The following is a 23,558-nucleotide window of genomic DNA, read 5'->3' on the forward strand; positions in this document are numbered from 1 at the left end:
AATATGGCGAACAAAGCGAAGAATGTGTGGGTCGTTAAATTTGGCGGCAGTCTGCTGTCGGACCAGGGGGCCCGCCGGTCCTTTTTGAAGGACGCGGCGCGGATCGCGAAAAAGGAGCCGCTCGTCCTGGTTCACGGCGGGGGTCCGGAGATCAACGCCGCTTTGGACAAGATGGGCATCGTGTCCCGTTGGGTTCAGGGGCGGCGGGTGACGGACGACGCGGCCATGGCCGTGGTCGAGGGGGTTCTCTCCGGTCAGGTGAACAAAAATTTGGTGGGAGAACTTCAAGCCCTGGGGGCCGATGCGGTGGGTTTGTCGGGCCGGGACGGAGGCCTCTTGCGGGCCAAACCGGTGCCGGACCTGGGGCGCGTGGGCGAGCCGTCCAAGGCCGACCCAAAACTCGTTTTGACGCTGTTGGCGGGGGGGTTCCTTCCCGTTCTTTCCTCTGTGGCGGCGGGCGGGGATTTCGGGGCGTTGAACGTGAACGCCGACGAAGCCGCGGCCGCCCTGGCCGTGGCGCTCCAGGCGCGGCGGCTGATTTATTTGACCGATGTCCCGGGCGTGTTGGGCGCGGACAAAAAAACGATCCCGGTGATCCGGGCCTCCGACATCAAAAAATGGATCGACGGGAAAATCATCACGGGGGGCATGATCCCCAAGGTTCTCTCCTGCCGGAACGCGCTTCGAAAGGGCGTCAAAGAAATCAACATCATCGACGGCCGCGCCGGTCTTGCCAAAATGAGCGGCACGAGGCTTCTTCCATGAGCGACCCCTTGAACGGTTCCGCCGCCCCCCCGCCTTTTGTCGAGTCTCCTTACCTTTTTAACACCTACCGGCGACAGCCCGTCACCTTCGTCCGCGGGAAGGGGCCCTGGCTTTGGGACGACGCGGGAAAAAGATACCTGGACTTTTTTTCCGGCTTGGCGGTTTGTAACCTCGGCCACGCCAACCAGGCGGTGGCCCGGGTGGTGGCACGCCAGGTGAAAACGCTGGTCCACACCTCCAACATTTACAGCACCCTCCCCCAACGGGAGTTGGCGCGGGAGCTTTCCACCCGCACCTTCGGCGGCAAAGTGTTCTTCACCAATTCCGGGGCGGAAGCCAACGAGGGCGCCATCAAACTCGCCCGGCGGTTCGGCACGATCAACCCGGGCCGGGAAGGGCCCCGCCACGAGATCATCGTTTTCGAGTCCGCCTTCCACGGCCGAACGATGGGGGCGCTTTCCGCCACTCCCCAGAAGAAATATCAGGAAGCCTTTGGGCCTCTCCTGTCGGGTTTTCCCGTGGCGAAGTTCGGCGACCTGGCTTCCGTCCGGTCCCGGCTGACGGCCCGGACGTGCGCTGTGTTGGTGGAACCCATCCAAGGGGAAGGGGGCGTGCGGACCGTGCCGCCGTCTTTTTTCAAGGAATTGGCGGACCTCTGCCTGGAGAACAACCTTCTCTTGATGTTCGACGAGGTTCAAACCGGGATCGGCCGCACGGGAACGCTTTTCGCGTACCAAAACCCCGACGTGGTGCCGCCGGGGGTGGTCCCCCACATCCTGTCCACCGCCAAGGGGTTGGCCAACGGTTTGCCACTGGGCGCGGTGCTGGCCCGGGGCGAAATCGCCGATCTCCTGCATCCGGGGGACCACGCCACGACGTTTGGCGGCGGCGCCGTGCCCTGCCGGGCCGCCCTCGCCGTTCTGGAACAGTTAACCCCCCGCGTTTTGGACCGCGTGAAGGGCATGGGACATTATATTCGGGGCCAAATCGCCGGGTGGCGGACGGAGTTTCCGTTCATCAAAGACGTTCGTGGAGCGGGGCTCATGATCGGGGTGGAACTGGACCGCCCCGGGGCCGACGTCGTGGGTCTGGCGCGGGAGGCCGGCCTCCTCGTCAATTGCACGGCGGACACGGTGATCCGCCTTTTGCCCCCCTTCTTCTTAACAGATGCCCAGGTCCGGCAAGGGGTAGGCATCCTAAAGGCGGTGTTCAGTCAATTTTCTAAAACTCCCAGGAGTGAACCATGAAAATCGCAAAAGATGTGACGGAGTTGGTCGGCCACACCCCGCTCGTGCGGTTGAACCGGATGGCGAAGGATCTCCCCGGGGAAGTGGTTTTGAAGTTGGAATACATGAACCCCGCCCACAGTGTCAAAGACCGGATTGGCGTGGCCATGATCGAAGCGGCGGAGCGCGATGGAAAGATCAAACCCGGCACCATTATCGTGGAACCCACCAGCGGCAACACGGGAATCGCCTTGGCCATGGTCTGCGCCGCCCGAGGCTACCGTTTGATCCTCACCATGCCCGAAACCATGAGCAAGGAACGGCGGATTCTTCTTCGAGCCTATGGAGCCGAACTGGTTTTGACGCCGGGCCCGGAAGGAATGACGGGCGCCATCAAATGGGCCGAAGCCATGGTGAAAGCCGACCCGAACTGCTTCATGCCCCAACAATTTAAAAACCCCGCCAACCCCGAGGTCCACCGCCGCACCACCGCCCAAGAAATCTGGCGGGACACCGATGGGCAAGTGGACGTCGTCATTTCCGGCGTGGGCACCGGGGGAACCATCACCGGGGTGGGCGAAGTTTTGAAAAGAACAAACCGTCCACTCGGATGGTGGCCGTGGAACAGGACGCCTCCGCGGTTCTCTCCGGCGGGCCGAAAGGCCCGCACCCGATCCAGGGGATCGGCGCCGGGTTCGTTCCGGACAATTTGAACACCAAGATCTACGACGAAGTGGTGCGGGTGAAAAACGACGACGCCATGACCACCGCCCGCCGTCTGGCCAGGGAAGAGGGCGTTTTGGGAGGTATCTCCTCGGGTGCGGCCGTGTGGGCCGCCTTGGAGGTCGCCCGCCGTCCCGACATGAAAGGGAAAATGATCGTGGTCATCATCCCGTCCTTCGGCGAGCGCTACCTCAGCACCGCGCTTTTCTCCCACCTGGCCGAGGAGCCCCAACAGGGCATTTAGTTCTCAACGTCTCTTTAGCGTTCCGAAGCGATTTTTGTAGTTGCCCGATTAATCGGGCGGTCTTCCGTTAGAAGTCGTCGCGGAAAACGGTGGCCCCATAAATGGGGCCACTACAAAAGGCATGCCCCGTCGGATGCAACGGGCGGCTAAAGAAATACAATTCTCAAATGACTCTCCGGCGACCGGGAGAGGGAACCAGCACTGGAAAATTCGTTGGTGATCGGACAAAGACCATGATCAAAACTCTTTGGCAAGACGTGAAAGCCGCCCTGGACCGCGATCCCGCGGCCCGGGGCCCGCTGGAGGTCATTCTTTTTTATCCCGGCGTGCATGCCCTCTGGGCCCATCGGCTGGCGCACCCCTTCTGGCGGGCCGGTCTTAAACTGCTCGCGAGAGGCGTCTCCTCCTTCGCCCGGGTAATGACCGGAATCGAAATTCACCCTGGAGCCGTCATCGGCCAGGGGCTCTTTATCGACCACGGCATGGGGGTCGTGATCGGTGAAACCGCCGAGATCGGTCCGGACGTCACGCTCTATCAGGGCGTCACTCTGGGTGGCACGACCCTCGCCAAAGGAAAACGCCATCCCACCCTGGCGGAAGGCGTGGTGGTGGGCGCCGGCGCTAAAATTTTGGGCGCGGTCACCATCGGCGAACGAAGCCGCATCGGCGCCAACGCCGTGGTGGTGAAAAATGTTCCCGCGGACTCCGTGGTGGTGGGCGTCCCCGGAGAAATCATCAAACGCGGCCCCCACGCCCCCAGCCGCGCGCCGGACCTTGAACACGGCCGCATGCCCGACGTTCTGGGCGACACCCTGGCCGCCCTGATCGCCCGGGTGGAAACCCTGGAAAAGCACCGGGGCAAACCCGGCCCCCACCTCCCCACCCCCGACCACGGCGTCTGGCACGGCCAAGACTTCTCCATCTAAATCATTCCCAAGAAAACCCTTGAAAAAATCAGGGGGGGGGTAAACTTAAAGGGAAGAGGGCTATTTCGGATAGGGGGAGACATGCGGCCTGGGCGGGATCGACCTTGGGGGTTCACCCTGATCGAGTTGATGCTCGTGGTGGCGATCATTGGGCTCTTGGCGGCCATTGCCCTCCCCAAATTCGCTGGGCTCATCATCAAATCCAAAGAGGCGGCGGTGAAGGGGAAGTTGGGGGCTTTTCGGAGCGCCGTCAGCATCTATTATGCGGACAATGAGGGAAATATCCCTGCAAATTTAGACTCGTTGACAGCTAGTGGAAAATATCTCGATGTTTTGCCTTCTATTTCCATTCCGACATACGCGGCCCATCCCATTGGCAACGGGGTGACCCATCCGTTTGGTGACTGGGGTCTGATTGCCCCAGGATCACTTGGTGGAACCGGCCCCGGATGGGGCTGGTTTTTGTCCGGAGGAGAAATGCGAGTGAACTGCACCCACCCCGACTCCACGGGCCGGGTGTGGTCCACGTGGTGATGTTTCGGTTTTGGGTGGGCCTGCTTCGGTCAATTCCTATCGGGTGAGCGGGGTCGGTCAATGGAGAGAAGATTCAACAACTCCTCTGTGCGGGGAAATCCAATGCTTTTCAGGACACCCAACCCCCGCCGAGCTTTCGTTACCCAGGAATGGCCGCGTTTTTGAAGAGCGTCCCAAGCCAAGGAGATATCTCCAGGCCGATCGTCAAGCAATAATGAAAAAAGTTGGCCGCTTTGGTGGACATCTTTTGAGGACCGCGCCGCGTCGCCCGCCCAGCGTTCGCCTTGAATAATCAATTTGTGGAAGGCAAACCGTGCCGGTGGGGGAACGTGAACAAAAACGGGTTTTCCGTTGATGACGGCGCCGGGAAGGGGTTCCTCCAGCAAATAATCAAGAAAAGGCAAGGGCTGGGCCGCCGTATTCCATCGGGGGAGGAATATGGGTTTCTCGGATCCCGCTCGGGCCGGCGTCAGGATGTCCAAACGCAGAGCGCTTCCCCTCACTTTGAATGACGAGGAAGGTTTCCGCGAATTCAAAGCGGGAACCGGAAGGAAACCCATTTTGAGCCTCTCCAAGGCTGTTGGCAAATCCCCCGCGTGGTTCGGCACGGCCACTTCGACAGCCGGAAACGCCACGTCGATATCTTGCGTGCGAAGCGCGCCGGAGGCCCAACGGGCTCCCAGCAAATTGCCAAAAACAGCCATGGCGTGGGTTCCCACCAAAACGCCTCCCGCGTGAAATAAGCCGGTGTCGGACAGGGCTTCCAGCACGCGGACGGCGGAAGCTTCTGTGGAGATGGCACCCCCGGTCCTCAATTGGGCGCAGAGCCTTTGCATGTCCTTTTCTTCTGTTGCCAAAGAAGATTTTTCCGCGGCAAACTGCGCGGCCACCCGATCCAGAGTTGGAGATTGTTTCCCAATGTAAGCCTGGCGCGTTTCCCCTCCGGGAATCGAGGCTTGAAAATAATAGTAGGGGATTCCCTTGATCGTCTTCGTCACAAATGTTCCAGGGACATGCCCCAAAGATCGGCTCGCCTCAAAGATCTTGACGTGATCCAAAAGTTCGGCGAAGAGGGTTTGTGTCGTCAGGTCTTGTTTGGAGGGGCGAACGAAATCCATTATACGTAGATTATAATCAATCCACGTATAACCGCAAGGGCTTCCCGCACGACGACCGGCACGGAAAAAGCCCCTCCTAAAATCGGTTCCAAAGAAAAACCTTGAAAAAATCCGGGGGGGGGTAAACTTAAAGGGAAGAGGGCTATTTCGGATAGGGGGAAACATGCGGCCTGGGCGGGATCCATCTTGGGGGTTCACGCTGATCGAGCTGATGCTCGTGGTGGCGATCATTGGGCTCTTGGCGGCCATCGCCATTCCTAAATTCGCGGGGCTCATCATCAAATCAAAAGAGGCGGCGGTGAAAGGGCAATTGGGCGGTTTGCGGAGTGCCATATCAATCTATTATGCCGACAATGAAGGAATCTTCCCTGGTTTCCCTCCGGGTGCTCTAACCGTGGGTTCTAAATACATCGCCGCCATCGCAACTATTCGCATCCCGACTGTTCCCGCCCATGTGCCGAATGATAATACGACATCCGCTCTAATGGACTGGTTCTCTCCGGGGCCTCCGGTGATGGGTCCGACCGCGTGGATTTATAGCATTGCGGAGGGTTATTTCACAGTGAACTGCACCCACGCCGACTCCTCCGGCCGGGTGTGGTCCACGTGGTGACGATTCGGTTATAGGCCTAATTCGATCAAACCGGTTTGCCAGGGGAGGCAGCGGATTCCTTCGATCTTTTTGGGGTGGGGGTCTCGGGAAAAACAAAAAAGGTCCGATTGGGGGATATCGGTGCCCAGTCGTCGAAAAGAACGGAGGTCCTCGGGCCTGATGAGGTCGCTTGATTTGATCTCGACCAAGGCTTTTTTCATTCCGGGCCGTTCGATCACCAGATCGATTTCCACCCCGTCTTTCGTGCAGAGGTAGGAAAACCGATAATCGTTTTTCGCGTAGGCGGCCAGCCGCACGATTTCATTGATGATGAAATGCTCAAAGGCCACGCCGTAAGCGAACGTGCGCGGGAGGAGATCCAGGGTCAGGGTGTTTTCCAAGGCGCGTTGAACGCCGGTATCGAAGAAGTAGAATTTTGGATTTTCGCGCTGGCGTTTTCGGACGGATTCATGAAAGGACTCCAGCAGGAACCCAATGCGCGTATCCTCCAATATTTGAAAATAGGATTGAACTGTTGGAATGGAGGTCCCCGCGTCCCGCGCCACTTTTGAGAAGTTGACGATTTGTCCGCTCATTTGAGCGGCGATCGCCAAGAAACGCCGAAAGGGATCCAATTTCCGCACCACTTGTTCCTGGGTGATTTCCTCTTGCAGGTAGGTGTGGGTGTAGGCGCGCAGATAATCCCGTTTTTCTCCATCATTTTTCAATGAAAATATTTTCGGCAAACTTCCCCACCGGAGACATTCGTTCAGAGAAAACCGTTCCCCCAATTCCCGTGAAGTTAAAGGGAAAAGGAAATTCATGAACGCCCGCCCGGCCAACAAATTCGCTCCCGTGGTCTTCAGTTTTCGGGCGCTCGACCCCGTGAGGGCAAAGAAAACGCGTCGAGATTCGATTTGCCGATGAACGACGTCCAAGAGCGCGGGGACCTTCTGAATCTCATCCACGACCACCCACCTCGTTTTTGGGCCGAGGGCCTCCATCCGTTCCTCGAGAGCTTTGGGTCGGAGGCTCAGTTCCTGGTGGGTGTCCGGATCCAGGAGGTCCACGTAGAGGTGGGGGAGTCCCTTAAAGAATTCCTTCAATAAGCGGGTTTTCCCCGTGCCTCTCGGGCCGAAAAGGAAAAAACTGTGGTTCTTGGCGAAGGTAATCTGTCTGTTAAACATAGTTTAAATAAGTCCGCCATATTTATATAACACTTTTCAAAAAATGTAAAGCGAAAGCCCTTGAAAAAATCCGGGGGGGGGGGTAAACTTAAAGGGAAGAGGGCTATTTCGGATAGGGGGAAACATGCGGCCTGGGCGGGATCGAACTTTAGGGTTCACCTTGATCGAGCTGATGCTCGTGGTGGCGATCATTGGGCTCTTGGCGGCCATCGCCATTCCTAAATTCGCGGGGCTCATCATCAAATCCAAAGAGGCGGCGGTGAAAGGGCAATTGGGCGGTTTGCGGAGTGCCATATCAATCTATTATGCCGACAATGAAGGAAACTTCCCTTATACCACCCTGGGCAGTCTGACCGTCGGGTCTAAATACATCGACGCCATCCCCACTATTTCCATCCCGACTGTTCCCGCCCATGCGCCGAGTAATATAGTGGGAGCTGGTATGTTCGATTGGTTGGGTCCGCCGGGTTCGGGCGCCTGGAAATTTAATTTTGGTGCGGGGGCTTTGGCAGTGTCCTGTAATCACCCCGACTCCACCGGCCGGGTGTGGTCCACTTGGTGACGGCAAAACAAGGGTCCGAAATTAAGGGGCGGAGACTAAATCCCGAGTTTTGAGTTTCGCTGGCTGGAAAAGGCCGACCACGCCTCGTAATCCGACGCTCATCACGATATTAAAAAAGAACGCCAGAAATCCAAGCAACAAGAGCGAGCCGGAAAGGGCGGCCAAGATCATATAGCCTGAAAACTCGCCGTTAAAGTACATGGTTCGGCGTAGCATGCCGTGCAAACCCGCCATGCCCATGAACGCGCCCATGCCGATCCCGCCCAAGAGATGCGCCCAAAAATGCACGTTCGCCAGTTTTTGGCTGTAGAGTTCAGCCCCGTTGGTTAAAAGGGGGAACAGGTAATATATGGCAGAATAAAGCGTCATGGTCAATCCCACCAGGATCGCCACGTGAACGTGGGGTCCCACGATCCATTGGGTGTTGTGGAGGATGCGGTTTAACCCTAGGTCCGCCTGCATGATGCCGGCGGGCACCGCCAGGGCGAAACCCAGTAGGCCGCCGATCAGGAATTTGAGCGGGTTCGTCATCTTAAGCGGCCGCGCGCTCCATAACGTGACGAGGGTAATGAAGAAGGCCATCCCTTGGGTGATAAGCTCGAAGGCCGTCACCATTTCCCCGGAAACGATTTTTAGAATGGCTGGTTGAGCCTGGTCGGACATCAGGTGGTGGGACCACACCGTCCAGGAAACCACCATCTCTACGAAGAGCGCCGCGCGGGCAAAGTTTTCCATGAACAGTTTTTTGCCCGTGATCAGAGTCGCCAACAGGTACCAGGTTCCCGCCACATAGATCAACACCAGCCCGTCGGCGATCAAGTCCAACCCCCACCAGAACCAGTTCTTGTATAACAACGCATCAATGGCCGAATGTTTCAAGTCGTGCCCCATGAGCGCGGCCACCATGTAGACCAGGATGAGAACGCCGGTGAACAGAATGATCCCAGCGTTCAGCGCGGTGTCCACGGTGCCTCGCGCGATGGCGGCCACGGGCAGAGAGACCAAATGTTCTTTTTTCTCACGGGAGAAAAGATTTCGAAGCCCACTGATCCCCAGGGCGGAAGCCAAGAGCGCCCCCGCCGGTTGGGCCGGTTGGCCCTCGGGGGTGTAGGTGATGGTTTTGAAGGTGTTGATGACGAACAAAACCGTTGCCACCATGACCAGGGCGATTCCCAGGATAAAGAAAATCCCACCCACCACGCTGAACTGGGTGAAATCCGCCGGGAGGGGCCAATAAAGGGTGTAGAGCGGCGCGTAGTGGCTAAGGAACCCGGCCCCCCAGAAGGTCAGGGTGCCGATGGCGAGAAACCCGCAGGTCCAGTTCCCCATCTTGAGGCTCCAGAGGGGTTTTTTCATCAGGAACGGGACCAGGAAGAGAAAGGCGCCGAACACCACGGAATAGGTGGACCCGAAGATCCCCACCAGGGGATGGGCCGTCAGGATGGCGAAATAATGTGCGGGAGGGAAGGGCGGCAGGGGTTTAACAAGCGACACCCGCATGATCATTCCCTCAATAACCGCGACGCCATACCACAGAAGGCCGATGACCACGAAGCGAAGCGTCATCTTCTGCATGGGTGTCAGGGTGTCCGGCTTAAAGAGTTGGCGTGTTCCAAACATCAGGGTTTGAAAGAAGTTCATGGGAGGACCTCCGCTTTGGCGACGACTCGGACGACGTTTTTCTCCACCATCTGGATGCCTTTGGGGCCGGAATATTCCGTGGAGCGAATGGAATAGACGCCCGGCGTTTCGAAGTGCCAGAGTATGTCGTTGACGTGGCCCGGCAGGACCTGCATTTGAAACAGCATGGAATTGTCTTCGCGGAAAAGGCCAAACCCGTAGGTGAGATCATCGGACGTGACATTAAAAAGAGCCTTCTGCCCCGCCACGATGGTCATGACCTCCAACGGCAAAATGAATTTGTGATCGGCCACGCGGATCTCGAACGTCTGGTCGGCTTGGATGTGGGTGCGGTTGAGGTCGATTTTTTTCCAGGGGATGGTTTCGTGGGTAATGATGTGGAGCGAAACCCCCACCGCGACCAGGACCCCCACGACGGTGTAAAAAACGCCGTTCGGGACATGTTTCGACGTTCCGTCGCGCGTGAGTTTATAGGTGAACCACCCCATGCCGGCCATGAGGGCCAGGACGTAGGCGGTGTAGCCAATGGTCTGCCCCCACAACACCAATTTAGAATCGATCATAACCCCTCCTGGTTTTTTCTATCGTATGGGCGTCAGCCATCAGGGTACTTAATAGGTGAACACGAAAAGTATGTCCTCGGACAGGTTTTTATCCCGAGCCGGATGACCTCATCCTTTATCATTGAATTTCGGAATTAAACAGAATGTCCTACGCAAAAAAATCATTGGCCAAATATCCCTTGAATAGTGTGGGAAATCCCATATACTTATACCATCAGGAGGACACCTTATCGCCACCTCATTGTTGATGGACCCCCCGGCCTCACGACATTTCTTTCGCGGAATCTTAAGTTCCGCAACGGTCGTCTGTTGTTTTATTCTTTCCTCACCCAACCGGGGTGTGGCCGGGGAGGCTCCCGCTGGTTCGGAAATCGCTGGGCATGCCTCACACAGAGGATTCACGCTTCACCCCCCCCATGACGAATTAGACTGCGACGTTTGTCACGACCCCGCCCTTCCCTCCGCCCAACGTTATGGGTTCGGCATCTTGGCGGCTTGTTCCGTCTGCCATGACAATCCCCATGGAGATCAATTCGTTGGTCGATACACCCATTGCATGAAATGCCATCAGACCCATTTCAAGGTGGGGGAATTTACCTTGGCGCAACACAAAAAATTTTCGTTAGAAGGTCCCCACCGTTCCGTGGCCTGTTCCCGTTGCCACACCAAAGACAAAAAGACGGGGGTGCGACGGTTCTCAGGGACTCCCACGAATTGCTCTGCCTGTCACCGGGACCCGCACAACCGCCAATTCGGTCGTCCCGGGAAGCCTGGGTGCAATGATTGTCATGAACCGAAACACTTAAACTCCTTGAAAAATGGGTTCAACTTTGACCACGGGAAAGAAACCGGGGTCCCTCTGGTGGGGCCGCACGCCCAGGCCCATTGCGCCCGTTGTCACACCGCCCGGGGACCCGTCAAAAAGTTTTCTGTCCGAGGATGCGGGGGGTGCCATGTGGATCCGCACCGGGGCCAATTGGGGACGACCTGTGAGTCCTGTCACGAAAAGACCTCTTTGGTGTGGCGGGCGAAACAGGATGTGGCGGGACACGATCGGACTCGGTTCCCCCTCTCCGGTACTCATTTAACGCTGGCGTGTGAACAGTGCCATGGGCGGACGATCATCGGTGAGTTCCGCGGGTTGAACCCCCGTTGCCTGGGGTGCCACGAAAAAGACTACAACTCCGCGCCCAACCACGTGGCCCACGGGTTTCCCCAAGACTGTGAACGGTGCCACACCACCACGGTGTTTAAGGATGTTCGCCCCTTTCATACGCCCGGTTCCAATTGCATAGAATGTCACGCCGGAGATTTTGTCCGCGGACCGAAACACACAAAACCGGGGTTTCCGACGGATTGTTTGCGCTGCCATGTGGGGGTCCCGCCGGCCCGTTTCGCTGGGGCCACCATGAACCATTCGGGGTTGACGAACTGTTACGCCTGCCATGACGACGAATTTAATTCCGCCGCGGCCACGAACCACGCCGCGCAAAGCTACCCGACCGACTGCGCGTCCTGCCACACGACGACGACCTTTGCCCGCGGGGGATTGGTCCACCCCGCCTTCGTCCATCTTGGGGTGACGGCTCCTTCCAGCGGACCCAACCACCGGAACTTTTCGGGACAATTCTTTTCGTGCAATGTGTGCCACACGACGCGGCAAACCCGTGTGGTGCAATGCACGGGGTGCCACGGGTTTCCGCCGGACTGAGGCATGGGCCGAGTTCAAGGAATGAGGCGATGGGCGTTGCGGGCCGGGGTTCCACTGGCGGTGCTTCTTGGGCCGTGGGGGGTCGGGGCGGAGACAGGGCGCCTACAGGCCAACGTGGTGTATGTCACCATGGCAGAAGTCTATATCGATGCGGGGACCCAATCCGGGATCAGCCCCGGCGATCCCGGAGTGATCCAACGTCAGGGGAAAACGTTGGCCCGCGCAGAAGTGATGGACGCGGGGCGGTCGTCGGCTCGGTTGCGACTGCTTTCAAAATCCACCGAAGAGATTCAAGCCGGTGACACCGTTACGGTGGAGACGAGTTTCCGGACTCAGGGCGGGTCGTCCGCTCCGGCGGGCGTGAAACCCGACCCCGATTTTGTTCCCCTCTTGGCCCCCTGGCCGGGACCGCGTCCTTCGGCGTTTCCCCAAAGAAATATATTTCATGGTTCCCTGCGGATGCGCGACGTCGTCCAAGATGATTCGTCGGATCGATCCGACTATTCTATTTCCCGAATGGAGCTGACCAGCGATATGGATCGTTTGGCAGGGTCGTCGTGGAGTCTGCGGATGGATGGCAATGTGTCTTATCGTTCGGGCGTCGCCTTCGAAAATTCGGCCGATTATCGGGAAGCCCGCTACGATGTTTTCCGCTTGTTGTTGGAGGGGCCCGTGGGAGGGAGAGGATTCGCCCGAATGGGCCGGTTTGCCCCCGCGGAACTTCCGGCCTTTGGATTTATAGATGGGGTTCAGGGAGAGGCGCGGCTAAATCCGGGGTTTCGATTGGGGGCCGTGGGGGGATTTCGCCCGGAAGGGACCGAACAGCGCCCGTCTTCCGATTGGCCCTCCGCCGGGCTGTATGCGAGCCTCAAAACAGGCGGATCATCGGGGTTTCGGACCTGGGGAACCGTGGGCGTCCTGGCGGACTATTTTAAGGGGGATTTGGATCGGTTAGCCCTTTTATGGGAAGAGCGTGTGGATTTCAGAGCGCCTGTCTCTTTCCTTATTTCAGCCGAGGGGGACAAACGGGTGGACAATTCTCCTGACCAACCATCGGCCCAGTTGTCGCGGTTGAACGTGAGCGCCTCTTGGTATCCTTGGAAATCCTGTTCGCTTCGAGGGGGGGTCGACAGCGGCCAAAGCGATATTGTTCGTCCAAGCCAGTCGGTCGAAAATAATGGGTGGACGGTGTCCGGAGCGGATTATTTCCGAAGTTGGGTCGCTCTCGGCCAATCCCTGGGATGGGGATGGCGCGCCGAGGGGGATGTTTCGTTTTACCACGCGTCTTCCGACGACATGCCCCCTCTGTGGCGGGGGGGACTTACAAAGACACGGCTCCCATTTTTTCCATCCGGTTATCTGACAGGAACCATTTACAATATTTCCGGAAGGGCTTTGGAGGGATTGGGCGCCCAGGCGTCCATGGGGTTACCGATGTTCCGTCAACGTTTATACCTGGGGCCCACCTGCCGAGCGAGGAACGCCGTGCGGCCCGACGATCCCAAAAAATGGGAATGGGTTGATTACGGCGCGCGAGCCGATTGGCGGGTGTCCCCTTTCAATATCTTTGCCGGGTTTGTCCGCACCAACACCGAGACCACTTCTTCCGTTTTGATGGACCTCGGCGTCGATTACCGCTGGTAAGACGTTTTCCCCTAATTATTCTATCCTAGACGTACGATCCCCTCCTGCCCGTCACGTTTCGACGGAAGAGACGCAAATTCATTGGAGCGGCCTTGTCCATGCTAAAAGCCTTATGGGTCAAGGGGGAACGGGCCTATTCACTTGGGGATTGTCCTTGCGAATTTTAACCGCATTCGCCACGGCCATTTCTTGTTTTGGTTGGGCCATTCTGCCACGGGTCATGGTGTGGCGTTACGCAGGGGGTATTCTTCCGTGAACAAAACGCGCCTTGAAGCCTTTACCGACGGAGTGATGGCAATCATTATCACCATCATGGTGTTGGAAATAAAAGTGCCCCACGGCCCTTCCTTTTCAGAGTTGGGACCGTTAATTCCAAAATTCATTAGCTACGTCTTGAGTTTTATTTATGTGGGAATTTATTGGAACAATCACCATCACACCCTACAAGCCACAAAATCCGTCAACGGGCTGATCCTTTGGGCGAATTTACATTTGCTTTTCTGGTTGTCCTTGTTGCCCTTCACCAGCGGGTGGATCGGAGAAAATCATTTCGCCAAACCTCCGATGTTGATTTATGGGGCCAACTTGTTCATGGCCGCCATTGCGTATTATCTTTTTGCCCGAGCGCTGGTTTATCACCACGGCCCCGGCTCGCCTTTGTCCAACGCTTTTGGCAAGGACATTAAAGGCAAACTTTCATTGGGGCTCTACCTGCTGGGAATCGGGCTCACCTTGTTGAACTCTTGGCTTGGCTTTGGCATTTACACGATGGTGGCCCTGATCTGGTTGGTGCCGGACAAGCGCATGGCGCAGGCCGTGCAGGACGCTCATCCAAAAACCCATTAATCGGAGGTCCATCGTTGGAATACGTTTTTAAAAACACAACGGATCATAGTGAATCGGACCGATTGCGGACCATTGAGGCTATTTTTGACCCTTCAACGCGGCGCCGAATTTTATCGGGCGGGCTGAAACAGGGGGACTGTTGTTTGGAGGTGGGCGCGGGGGCGGGGTCGGTGATGCGGTGGTTGGCGGAACAGGTGGGGCCCTCGGGGCATGTGACGGCGGTGGATATTAATACTCGATTTTTGGACAAGCCGCCCGTCAACGTGGCGATCATGGAAGGGGATGTACGTTCGGTGGCTTTTGAGCCTGGGTCTTTTGATCTTATTCATGCTCGCTATGTGTTGGTTCACATTCCCGAATATAAAGGGGTGTTGGATTCCCTTTGGAAAGCCTTAAAACCAGGGGGGGCGCTGGTGATTGAAGAACCGGATTTTTCGGTCTATAGGGGATTCAGCGGTGCGGACGTTCAATCGTTCCATAACGTTCACCAGGCGATTCTGCACATGTACACGGCCAAAGGGGTGGACCCGGCGCTGGGGGCCCAATTGCCCACGCTGTTTCAAAGCCTAGGGGCAAAAAATCTGCTGATCGAAAACGACGCCCCCATTTCCCGCGGCGGTTCCGCCATCGCCGAGATGATGAACTTGTCGGCAATTCAATTAAAGGATAAATATTTGGCCACGGGAAAAGTGACTCCGCTGGATCTGGAAGCCTATGGCCGGTTTACGCAAAGTCCCGAATCCCGGGCAATTTACTACGCCACGATCGGGGCGATCGGGCATAAATGAGAATTCGGCGTTCTTTGGTTTTCGCGCTGTTAGCGGCGGGGGTTTCGGCGGCGGAACTTGAGGTTCGCATTGATAATCCGCCCGCCGATGGGGCGGTGGTCCTTTGGTTGTTTGACTCGCCCAACACCTTTGTGGACCTTCGGGATCCGGTGCGAATTGTTATCTTGCCGGATCGGGGACGCACGCCCGCCAAAATTAAAGATTTGCCCGCCGGGGAATATGCGGTGGTGGTTTTTCATGACGCCAACAACAACGGGCTCATGGACAAAAACTTTATCGGGATTCCCCGCGAATGGCTGGGATTCTCCAACCGCTATTGGCCCGAGGGACCGCCCACGTTTGCTCGAGCGGCGTTTGTGCTGGACGCCAACGAAACAAAAGTCATGGATGTTCATCTTCGGTCCATCTTTGGAAAACTGGGATTGTTGGGCCTGGGCGTCGGTGTGATCACGCAGACCAGCCCCTACCGTGGGTCCGATCGGGTCATCGTTCAGCCCATTCCCGCCATCAGCTACATTGGGGACCGCGTCCAAATTCTTGGGCCCGGTGTGACCTGCGGCCTATTGAAATGGCGCAACGTGGTTGGCTTAGCGGTCACGGGGAATTACCGGCTGGGAGCCTACGATGAAGAAGACAGCCCCGTGCTTGTTGGGTTGGGAGACCGCCAATCCACCGTCATGGCCGGCCTGGCGCTTCAGGCCTTTTTTCCCGGCGGTGTGGACGTTTCCGTTGGCTATGAACATGACCTATTAAACCGGTTTAACGGCGGAAGCGCGGACCTGGGATTGGGAAAATCTTTTCAGCGGGGTCTGTTCACCTTGACGCCTCAGGTGGGCTTGAACTGGATGACCGCCGAACTGGCCGCTTATGAGTTCGGCGTGCCCAACGATAAAGCCCAAGCCGGGCGTCCGGCCTACCAGCCCGGGGCCGTGATGACCGTCAAATACGGGCTTGGGCTTTTCATCGAACTGAAGGGCGCCTGGCGGATCATATTAAGTGGAAATGCCACGCATCTTCCGTCAGAGCTAACGGAGAGCCCCATCGTGGACCAGTCCCAGGTTTTCAGCGGGTTCGCGGCAATCAATCGTTTGTTTTAGATCCACAATGCGGGAACATTTGTGCGCTATGTTTGTTCTATTCATCAGCCGCTGTTGAACCTAGGAGAACCCCATGCCCGTTGAAACGAAAGATCTTTTGTTCAGTGAAATGCCGCTGGGTCCCATTGTCTTAAAAAATCGTTTGGTCATGGCCCCCATGACCCGTTGCCGGGCGGGGGAGAACCATGTGCCCACGTCCTCCACCGCGGTTTATTACGAACAGCGGGCCACGGCCGGGTTGATCGTTTCGGAGGCCACTCAGGTGTCGCCTATGGGGGTGGGGTATCCGAACACGCCGGGGATTTATTCGGCGGAGCAAGTGGCGGGGTGGAAAAAAGTGACGGACGCGGTTCATCACGCGGGGGGACGGATTTTTCTCCAATTGTGGCACGTGGGGCGGGTGTCCCACTCTCTTTGGCTGAACGGCGAACGGCCGGTGTCGTCGTCGGCCGTGGCGGCGCGGGGGGAACTGTATACCCCGGGGGGGATGAAGCCCTACGACACCCCCCGGGCCTTGGATATTTCCGAAATCCCGGGTTTGGTGGAACAATACCGATCGGGAGCCCGGAACGCCTTGGCGGCGGGGTTCGACGGCGTGGAGGTTCATGGGGCCAACGGGTATTTGCCCGACCAGTTCCTTCGGGACGGGGTGAACAAGCGCAGCGACGCCTACGGCGGGTCCGTGGAAAACCGGGCGCGGTTTCTTTTGGAGATTGTCGATGCGGTCGTCGGGGTTTGGGGAAAAGATCGCGTGGGGGTTCGGTTGTCCCCCAGCGGGAGTTTTAACGATATGAGCGATTCCAATCCCGAGAAAACTTTTTCCTACGTGGTTCAAGAACTGGAAAAGCGGGGCGTGGTTTATCTTCATCTGATCGAAGGCAATGAGGCCGATGTTCGCCATGGCGGGCGCATTGTCCCCACGTCGCTTTTCCGCCCGCTCTTCAAACGCGCCTTGATTGTTTGCGGGGATTATTCCCGCGAACGGGCTGAAAAGGTTTTAGCCGAGAGGGCCGCGGACCTGGTGGCCTTCGGCCGTCCGTTCATCGCCAACCCGGATTTGCCCCAGCGTTTTGCGAAAAACGCTCCGTTGAATCCCCGGACCCGAACACGTTTTATGGCGGAACGGAAAAGGGGTACACGGATTACTCGAAGGTTTCTTAAACAAAAGGAGAAGGCCATGGCGAACAATCCCGTGGGATGGTTTGAAATATACGTGCAAGATGGCGCCCGGGCAACGCGGTTTTACGAAGCGGTGTTTAAGACAAAAATGGAATACGTAAAAACTCCGGATTATGAAATGTGGATGTTTCCCCATGCCATGGGCCAAGCCGGAGCCGGTGGGGCGCTAATGAAAATGCAGGGAGTTCCCTCGGGGAAGAACAGCACCGTGGTGTATTTCAGCTGTGCGGACTGCGCCGCGGAGTCTGCCCGGGCTAAAGAAAATGGCGGGGCCATTTTTAAAGAGAAAACATCCATCGGTGAGCATGGATACATCTCCCTCGTGACGGACACGGAAGGGAACCTGATCGGTTTTCATTCGCTGAAGTAATAGCGCAACAAATCCGTACCTCGATCCTTTCGAACTCCTCCCGCCCGAAGTGGTTCCCTCTCCCGCTGGCGGGAGAGGGGAAGGGAGAGGGTCTGTTTTCGACAGAACACCGCCCCCCCCCACAGACCGTTTCGTAGCCCTTTCTCCCGCGAGAGGAAGGAGATGGAGACCCGCGTGTTGACATTAGGCACACATTGGATTATAATAAGACCATGAAAGTCTTTTCGTGGGATGCGAAAAAGAATGAATGGCTGAAGGCTCATCGCGGAGTTTCTTTTGAGGAGGTTCTTTTTCATATTGAAAAGGGGGGGCTTTTGGATCGGTTGGTTCATCCCAATAAAATGAAATATCCGGGGCAACAGCTTTTCGTCATAAATATGGACGACTACGTTTTTCTCGTACCTTTTGTTGAAAATGACCGCGAGATTTTTCTTAAAACGGTTATCCCCAGCCGGAAGGCAACCCGCGATTATTTAGGAGGTGGATCCCATGAGTAACTTGGAAAAGAACGAGCGCGATATCCTGAAGGCTTTCGAAGCCGATGAGTGGAAATCCGCCGGAAAGCACAAATCTGAATTGGCGCGATATCAAAAATACGCGAGGGCCACTTTTCAGAAGAACAGGCGGGTCAATATTCGCATTTCCTCCAAGGACTTGGAGGGCGTTCAGAAAAAGGCTTTGGAGGAAGCCATTCCTTATCAAACGCTTCTCTCCAGTATTATTCACAAATTCGTTTCGGGAACTTTGGTTCCCAGACGCGCCTAAAAACGTTCTGGCGAATACGGAAGGCCACAGGATTCATTTGGGATTTATGAATTAGCCGAAGATTAAAAAGGCCCCCGCTCTCTTTTGGAGAGCGGGGGCCTTTTTGTTTAAAGAACTTATTTAGCTTGACGCAGGGAAAACAGCCGGGTCACCATGAAATAGGCGATGGGGACCACGCCGCCAAGAACGAAGACCATGTCCCCAACGACCCGCGACCAGGTGGTGACCTGGAAGAAGGTGGATTGGATCACGGCTTCGCTCCGGGCATACCAGAACCCGTGCTGGATGCTTTGCACCAGCTGATAGATCCCGGCGGGGAATATGTTCAGCGCCAGCATCAAGAGCAGGCCGATGTTGAGGGACCAGAAAGAGATCCCCCACAGTTTGTCGTTCCAGCGATGTGGTTCCACCGTGAGCCTCGCGCAAAACGCCAGGGCCGCGATGGCCAGGTTTCCGTAAACACCCATCAACGCCGCGTGACCGTGGTTGGAGGTGAGGTAGGTCGCGTGTTCGTAGTAGCTCACAATGGGCAAGTTAATGAGGAACCCGAAAATCCCGGCCCCCAGGAAGTTCCAGAAACCAACGGCCATAAGAAACATGACGGTCCATTTGTGAGGGAACTCGATCGGCGTCACAGCGAAAATACTTTTGTTTTGCCGGAGTTTAATGAAGTTCCAGGCCTCCAAGGTGAGGAGGCACAACGGGACCACTTCCATGGCGCTAAAGAAAGCGCCCAGGGCCAGGTTGATGGCGGGTTGGGCCGTCCAGTAATAGTGGTGGGCGGTTCCGATCATGCCGCTCCCCAAATAGAGGATGATGTCGAGATAGACGACGCGAAGCGCCGCCTCTTTGGGGGCCAAGCCCAGGATCACGAAGATGTGGGCGACTACGATGGTTGTGAACAGTTCGAAGAACCCTTCCACCCAGAGATGCACGATCCACCAACGCCAAAAGTCCGCCACGGCGAAATTCGTGCCGGGTTTGTAGAGCATCCCGAAGGAATACATCACGGGGATGGCAACGATGGAGTAGAGGAGAAGGTACGGCATCCCGCCGCGGTCTTCCCCTTTTAAGGTCGGTTGGATGGAGCGGAAAACGATGACCGCCCACAGCGCCATCCCCACGGTCAAGAGGATCTGCCACAGGCGGCCCAGTTCCAGGTATTCCCAGCCTTGATGGCCCAGCCAGAACCACGCTTTCCCTAGCAGGCCTTTGATCCCCAGCCACTCGCCCACGATGCTACCGACGGCCACCAAGACCACCGCGCCGAACAGGATATGGACGAGCGCGGCTTGGCCTTTGGGTTCTGTTTTCGACACCATGGGCCCGACGAAAATCCCCGCGGCCAACCACGCCGTGGCGATCCAGAAGATCGACAACTGGAGATGCCAACTGCGGGTGATGGTGATCGGGAGGAAGTTCCGAATGTCGAACCCATAGAGGCCGGCGCTCTCGACAAAATAATGCGCCGTGAGAACCCCCATGACGGTTTGAAAGAGGAACAGAAGGCTGACCACCAGAAAATAATTGTAGGTGGCTTTTTGACTGCGCGTGATCGGCGTGGATTCGATGGAGGGAATCTTCTCCAGTGGAATCTTGTCGCCCCCCCACCCCAAAAAGTCGAACCGGCCGAAAAACATCAGCACCAGCCCCAAGGCACCCAGAAGAGAAATGATGCTTAAAGCGCTCCAGAGGATGATTTCCAGGGAAGGCCGGTTGCCTGCCTCCTCGTCGGGGGGCCAGTTGTTGGTGTAGGAATGATTCTTCCCGGGTCGCGGGGTGACGGCGGCCCAGGCGGACCAGCTGAAAAAGGCCGAAAGGGTCCGCAGGTCGTTGGGGTCGGAAATGTAATTGGCGGGCAACGGAAGTTTTTGGGACCCGTCTTTAAAGAGCGCTGTTGTTCGCGCCACCAGCCCCTCGAAGACGTGTGCGTAGGCGGGGGAAACGCTCACGGCGCCCGTGGTTTCGTCGTAACGGTTTGTTTTTAACTCCGTGATCACCCGATCCGAAACAATGGCGCGGTCGCTTTCGGAAAGGGAGGCGAAGGCCCCCCCGCGTTCGACCGCGTAAATTTCTTTCAGGCCGACCGCCAGCTGATGCAGGGTGTCCGCCGTAAAATCGGGCCCCCGGTATCCGCCGTGGCCGAAGAGGGTGCCGTAGTCCATCAGACCGAACTTTTGGAACACCGACTGGCCAGCCACGATATCGTCCGAGGTAAAGAGCATCCTCCCGTCCGTGGTCACCGCGTTAAAATACGGCGGGGCCCCTTTATAGGTGTTTCGGCCCATGAACAGCAAGCCGGTGATGCCGACGATGATGGTGAGCACCGCTCCGTGCCGCCACCAGGGGGAAATCCCCAGGGGTTTCCGATCGTTTGTCATTGACATCCTCCGTTGAACTCTTGTGCCCCCCCTGTCAGGCGGGGGCTAGATGATACCCATGGAGAGGGGCGAAAGTATGCGCCCGGATAGGTTTGTTCAGGAAGAGAGCGTTGCGTAAGACGGGTCGGTTGGCGCGGGGGCGGCGATCCCCGCCCGGGCGCGCAAACCGGCGGGGTTCCGCAGGCCGATTCGTTTCCATCCGGTTCGAATCAGGCCGCGTTTTTTGAAATCAGAGAGAATGCGGATCGCGGTTTCTGGAATGCATCCGGCCAATTCAGCAAAGTCTTCCCGGCGCATTCGGACTTCGTCTTTTGGATTGGGAAGGAGAATAAGAAGCAGGGTGGCCACCCGCCGTTCCACGGGTTCCTGGGCCAAGGCGCGCATGGCTTGAGCGTGACGGAAATGTTGGCCGATTTCCCGGTGAACAGCGCCCGCAAATTCCGGAACTTTATTAAATAAATCCTCAAAGACCGGACCGGGAATTTCGAGAATTTCCGATTCTTGCAAAACGAACGCGCTGGCGGGGTAAGGACGGTGGTCGAGAACGGCCATTCCGCCGAAAAGTCTTCCGGAAGTCAGGATCTCCAGGGCCACCGGTCGGCCCTGCGGGGTGGATTTGATGAGCTTGATCAGCCCCGATCGAAGCAAAAAGGCTGAGTGGGCCGCCTGTCCTTCCTGAAAAAGGATGTCTTTGTATTTGCACAAACGTCGGACGCACCGCGTTGTAGCCGCTGTGAGGACTGTTTTGGGAATGCCATGGAAGAGCGGAGCGTCAACGATCACGCCGCTATTCTAGTCTTTTCGGGCCTCTTATTTATATGAAACGTCGGTCAACCCTGGGTTGTGGTATAATGCTCAAGATTGAATTGGAGGATGGCACCCTTCCCAGAGTTCCGGGTGTCCGTGGCGGCCCGCAGGGCCGACCCCTCCACTGGGGTTGCCCCGACCAAAGGCGTCGGGACTGCCCAGGGGTTGGTCTGAAACTGAGATTATTCAAAACGGGGCTGCCCTCGCAAAAGGCGCGAGGACTGCCCCAACAATTTAGGTGAACACACGTGTAGGATGGGGCTGTAGCTCAGCTGGGAGAGCGCGTCGTTCGCAACGACGAGGTCGAGGGTTCGATCCCCTTCAGCTCCACATTTTATTCGTCTCGAACTCATTAAAAGGGTCTGACCTTTCTATAAGGTTGGACCCTTTACTGTTTTCGGCGGGCGGGCGGGGGAAAACCGGGGACACGGCGGAACCGGGGGAGGAAGGAACCTCTTTTAAGGGCGATTCTCCGTCGGGCGGAAGGGACAGGCGGAAGCGGGCGGTGATGCTCTCTTTCCCATAATAGACCTTCTCGATCCTTTGCCGAACGGACAACGCCTTTTCAATTCCGGTTTTGCGCGCGCTTTTTAAAATATGCTTTTGGAGTTCGTTTTGAAGAAATTCGGGGGTCAGCGGGGCCGTTTCTTGTAACGGTTCGATCCCGTTTTCAGGGGGATCTTTTATTTGGTCCTTGGCCGAAACAATGAGCTGTTTCAGGTAGAAGGGGTCCCGGGACAGTCTGGCAAGATTTTGGTGAATGGTGGTCTCTAAGCGGGCCGCGCTAATTTGGCGGGTCGTGCAGGCGTTCCAGCCCTTGTGGTTGGTTGAGGTGCAACGGTAGTAATGGTAACGGCGGGTGCCCTCCGGGGTTTTCTTATCGGTGAAAGTTGGGCTCATGTTGGAATGGCATTCCTTACACTCCAGGATCCCGGTGTAGGGGAGGTGATGATAGGAAGAACCCGGTTTCCTGGCTTCCTGGGCGCTTTCGGACATCAGGGCCTGAACATGGTTGAATAGCTGTTCCGAAATGATGGGTTCGTGGGCGCCGGGAAGGACTTTCCCCTTGTAAACAATCTTTCCCGCACTGGCCGGGCATTTCAGAACGCGCAAAACAAAGGTGTCCGACAAGGTCGTCCGCTCGTGCCATGAATCCCTTAAGCATAACGTTACCTGATGGGCAGAGCGTAACTCGGCGTACTTCTCAAAGATGAACCGGACGACACGGGCGCGGCGATGGTCCACAACGAGTTTTCCCTCCACTTTCTGGAAACCGTAAGGCGGGGGCCCTCCGTTACACAGGCCCCGCGCGGCGCGCTGGGCAAATTTGTCCCGAATGCGCTCTGATGCGAGTTCCCGTTCGAATTGGGCAAAGGTCAGCATGATATTTCGGAGAAGCCTGCCCGCCGGGGTGGAGGTGTCGAAACGCTCCGTCACTGAAATAAACCCGGCGTGGTGGGCCTCGAAGAGTTCGATTAACTGATAAAAGTCACGGGGCGATCGTGTGAGCCGGTCTATCTTGTAGGTAATGACCATGTCTAAACGCCCCAGTTTAAGGTCGGCCACCAAATGCCGGATTCCAGGACGATCAAGATTGGCTCCGGAATATCCTGGGTCGGAATACAATTTGGCGACCTGGAACCCCTCCTGGCTGTTAATGAAAGAGCGGATCCGGTCTTCTTGTGCCTCACAGGAATTAAAAACCACCTCGGCTTGCTGATCGGTGGACACGCGGGTGTAAATGGCACAGCGGACAATTTGCGGTTTTGTTGCGATTAGAGCAGGGGTCATGGATGGCCGTCCTTTTGACTTTTTGGAGTGGGAAAGACATATCGGGGATCGGGAGAGCTGGGAGACGTTTGCGCCCAGTAAAGTTCATTCAAAAGTTG

At 56.9% G+C, this 23,558-nt stretch carries 21 protein-coding genes, 1 tRNA gene and 2 pseudogenes; 17 read left to right on the forward strand and 7 right to left on the reverse strand.

The genetic code is table 11. The annotated features are described in order from the left end of the window. Positions 1–3 precede the first annotated feature (3 nt). The 5 genes and pseudogenes from argB to IPP35_07730 all read left to right on the forward strand — a co-directional run bounded on the left by argB (position 4) and on the right by IPP35_07730 (position 4,418). Positions 4–765: an acetylglutamate kinase gene (argB, locus tag IPP35_07710; protein ID MBL0058983.1), complete on the forward strand. Its 762-nt coding sequence runs from the start codon at positions 4–6 to the stop codon at positions 763–765. Beyond that, positions 762–2,012, forward strand: a complete 1,251-nt coding sequence (locus IPP35_07715; GenBank protein ID MBL0058984.1) for an aspartate aminotransferase family protein — start codon at positions 762–764, stop codon at positions 2,010–2,012. The genes argB and IPP35_07715 overlap by 4 nt, the downstream gene beginning before the upstream one ends. Then, a pseudogene (gene cysK / locus IPP35_07720) lies at positions 2,009–2,958 on the forward strand (cysteine synthase A). The gene IPP35_07715 and the pseudogene cysK overlap by 4 nt, the downstream one beginning before the upstream one ends. A 233-nt stretch (positions 2,959–3,191) precedes the next feature. Further along, complete coding sequence (cysE, locus tag IPP35_07725; protein ID MBL0058985.1) at positions 3,192–3,884, forward strand: serine O-acetyltransferase; 693 nt, start codon at positions 3,192–3,194, stop codon at positions 3,882–3,884. 81 nt (positions 3,885–3,965) lie between these two features. After that, positions 3,966–4,418, forward strand: a complete 453-nt coding sequence (locus IPP35_07730; GenBank protein MBL0058986.1) for a prepilin-type N-terminal cleavage/methylation domain-containing protein — start codon at positions 3,966–3,968, stop codon at positions 4,416–4,418. Between the two features lie 29 nt (positions 4,419–4,447). Here IPP35_07730 and IPP35_07735 read toward each other — a convergent pair whose 3' ends face one another. Further along, a complete protein-coding gene (locus IPP35_07735; GenBank protein MBL0058987.1) occupies positions 4,448–5,536 on the reverse strand; it encodes a nucleotidyltransferase domain-containing protein in 1,089 nt (362 codons plus the stop codon). A 163-nt stretch (positions 5,537–5,699) separates the two neighbouring features. Between IPP35_07735 and IPP35_07740 the strand changes: the two genes are divergently transcribed. Then, complete coding sequence (locus IPP35_07740; GenBank protein MBL0058988.1) at positions 5,700–6,149, forward strand: prepilin-type N-terminal cleavage/methylation domain-containing protein; 450 nt, start codon at positions 5,700–5,702, stop codon at positions 6,147–6,149. 8 nt (positions 6,150–6,157) lie between these two features. On the opposite strand, the gene IPP35_07745 is transcribed toward IPP35_07740, so the two are convergent. After that, positions 6,158–7,315: an ATP-binding protein gene (locus IPP35_07745; protein MBL0058989.1), complete on the reverse strand. Its 1,158-nt coding sequence runs from the start codon at positions 7,313–7,315 to the stop codon at positions 6,158–6,160. Between the two features lie 124 nt (positions 7,316–7,439). Between IPP35_07745 and IPP35_07750 the strand changes: the two genes are divergently transcribed. After that, positions 7,440–7,877 carry a prepilin-type N-terminal cleavage/methylation domain-containing protein gene (locus tag IPP35_07750; GenBank protein ID MBL0058990.1) on the forward strand — a complete coding sequence of 146 codons (438 nt, stop codon included), beginning with the start codon at positions 7,440–7,442 and terminating at the stop codon, positions 7,875–7,877. 21 nt (positions 7,878–7,898) lie between these two features. Here IPP35_07750 and IPP35_07755 read toward each other — a convergent pair whose 3' ends face one another. After that, entirely contained in the window at positions 7,899–9,518 is a 1,620-nt protein-coding gene (locus tag IPP35_07755; protein ID MBL0058991.1) for a cbb3-type cytochrome c oxidase subunit I, read from the reverse strand. Then, positions 9,515–10,081, reverse strand: a complete 567-nt coding sequence (locus IPP35_07760; protein ID MBL0058992.1) for a cytochrome C oxidase subunit II — start codon at positions 10,079–10,081, stop codon at positions 9,515–9,517. The genes IPP35_07755 and IPP35_07760 overlap by 4 nt, the downstream gene beginning before the upstream one ends. An 811-nt stretch (positions 10,082–10,892) precedes the next feature. Here IPP35_07760 and IPP35_07765 point away from each other — a divergent pair. From IPP35_07765 to IPP35_07805, 9 genes and pseudogenes are all read left to right on the forward strand, one after another. Beyond that, positions 10,893–11,792, forward strand: coding sequence for a hypothetical protein (locus IPP35_07765; protein ID MBL0058993.1), 900 nt, complete (start codon positions 10,893–10,895; stop codon positions 11,790–11,792). A gap of 21 nt (positions 11,793–11,813) precedes the next feature. Further along, entirely contained in the window at positions 11,814–13,436 is a 1,623-nt protein-coding gene (locus tag IPP35_07770; protein MBL0058994.1) for a hypothetical protein, read from the forward strand. Between the two features lie 252 nt (positions 13,437–13,688). Next, the gene (locus IPP35_07775) at positions 13,689–14,282 is read left to right on the forward strand and encodes a DUF1211 domain-containing protein (GenBank protein MBL0058995.1); all 594 of its coding nucleotides are present in this window, start codon (positions 13,689–13,691) and stop codon (positions 14,280–14,282) included. Next, entirely contained in the window at positions 14,282–15,070 is a 789-nt protein-coding gene (locus IPP35_07780; GenBank protein MBL0058996.1) for a methyltransferase domain-containing protein, read from the forward strand. The genes IPP35_07775 and IPP35_07780 overlap by 1 nt, the downstream gene beginning before the upstream one ends. After that, positions 15,067–16,167, forward strand: coding sequence for a MipA/OmpV family protein (locus IPP35_07785; protein MBL0058997.1), 1,101 nt, complete (start codon positions 15,067–15,069; stop codon positions 16,165–16,167). Before IPP35_07780 ends, IPP35_07785 begins: the two co-directional genes overlap by 4 nt. Before the next feature lie 73 nt (positions 16,168–16,240). Next, a pseudogene (locus IPP35_07790) lies at positions 16,241–17,328 on the forward strand (alkene reductase). Positions 17,329–17,344: 16 nt separating this feature from the next. Further along, complete coding sequence (locus IPP35_07795) at positions 17,345–17,716, forward strand: VOC family protein (GenBank protein MBL0058998.1); 372 nt, start codon at positions 17,345–17,347, stop codon at positions 17,714–17,716. 212 nt (positions 17,717–17,928) lie between these two features. Then, entirely contained in the window at positions 17,929–18,213 is a 285-nt protein-coding gene (locus tag IPP35_07800) for a toxin (GenBank protein ID MBL0058999.1), read from the forward strand. Next, positions 18,206–18,481: an antitoxin gene (locus tag IPP35_07805; protein MBL0059000.1), complete on the forward strand. Its 276-nt coding sequence runs from the start codon at positions 18,206–18,208 to the stop codon at positions 18,479–18,481. Before IPP35_07800 ends, IPP35_07805 begins: the two co-directional genes overlap by 8 nt. A gap of 116 nt (positions 18,482–18,597) precedes the next feature. Here IPP35_07805 and IPP35_07810 read toward each other — a convergent pair whose 3' ends face one another. After that, positions 18,598–20,862 (reverse strand): nitric-oxide reductase large subunit, encoded by a 2,265-nt coding sequence (locus tag IPP35_07810; protein MBL0059001.1) that lies wholly within the window; start codon positions 20,860–20,862, stop codon positions 18,598–18,600. A 96-nt stretch (positions 20,863–20,958) separates the two neighbouring features. Then, the gene (locus IPP35_07815; GenBank protein ID MBL0059002.1) at positions 20,959–21,645 is read right to left on the reverse strand and encodes a Crp/Fnr family transcriptional regulator; all 687 of its coding nucleotides are present in this window, start codon (positions 21,643–21,645) and stop codon (positions 20,959–20,961) included. Positions 21,646–21,926: 281 nt separating this feature from the next. On the opposite strand from IPP35_07815, the gene IPP35_07820 reads away from it, so the two are divergent. After that, positions 21,927–21,999 (forward strand) — tRNA-Ala (locus IPP35_07820). On the opposite strand, the gene IPP35_07825 is transcribed toward IPP35_07820, so the two are convergent. Then, a complete protein-coding gene (locus tag IPP35_07825) occupies positions 21,991–23,460 on the reverse strand; it encodes a recombinase family protein (protein MBL0059003.1) in 1,470 nt (489 codons plus the stop codon). The two genes, IPP35_07820 and IPP35_07825, sit on opposite strands and share 9 nt — an antisense overlap. Positions 23,461–23,558: the final 98 nt, after the last annotated feature.

It is taken from the genome of Elusimicrobiota bacterium (genome assembly GCA_016721625.1).
Classification (GTDB): domain Bacteria; phylum Elusimicrobiota; class Elusimicrobia; order FEN-1173; family FEN-1173; genus JADKHR01.